Genomic DNA, 660 nt, shown 5'->3' on the forward strand with positions numbered 1-660 from the left:
GGATTAAGGAATATATCACCAATGACCAGTGGTCTCCACGACAAATATCAGGTTATCTGCGCAAGAATGAGGGAATAAAGGTGTCCCACCAATCCATTTATAATATCATTCATAATGATACAACAGGGGAACTTGCCAAACACACAAGGCATAAGATGAAATACAGACATCGTCCCAAGGGCAGACATCTTCCAATTAAAGACAGGTTGAGTATCCATGAAAGAAGTAAGGAAGTTGACGGGAAGAGATTCGGAGATTTTGAGATGGACTTGATCGTAGACCCTGACCAGCATACCATACTCACACTGGTAGAGAAATCCACCAATATGCTGCTTATGCAGAAACTGCCATTTGGAAAGCAGTCAAAGCCTCTGGCAAAGGTAGTTAGGAAACTGCTGCCACCATACAAGGACTGTCTGAAGACCATTACAACAGACAACGGACCTGAATTTGCAGCACATAAGGACATTACCAAGTTCTTAGGCGTGCCCGTATACTTCGCTGATCCATATTGTTCTTGGCAAAAGGGAGCGATTGAGAATACAAATAAACTAATCAGACAATATATACCGAAAAAGGATTCGTTTGAACATTACACAGACAAGAGAATTATGTCGATACAAAAGAAATTGAACGAAAGACCGAGAGAAAAATTAAACT

Annotated in this window: 1 protein-coding gene (running past one end of the window); it reads left to right on the forward strand. The window is 40.8% G+C overall.

Annotation, left to right across the window (positions count from 1 at the left end; translation table 11 throughout):
* The first annotated feature begins 14 nt into the window (after positions 1-14).
* A protein-coding gene (locus tag E0E16_RS03465; protein WP_439650604.1) for an IS30 family transposase crosses the window boundary here: on the forward strand, positions 15-660 show its 5' portion. Its footprint extends 32 nt past the window's final position; 646 of the gene's 678 nt are visible here — the first part of the coding sequence; it begins with the start codon at positions 15-17; its stop codon lies beyond the right edge, outside the window.

Origin of the sequence: Prevotella rectalis (genome assembly GCF_900607215.1) — a bacterium.
In the GTDB taxonomy this organism is placed as follows: Bacteria; Bacteroidota; Bacteroidia; order Bacteroidales; family Bacteroidaceae; genus Prevotella; species Prevotella brunnea.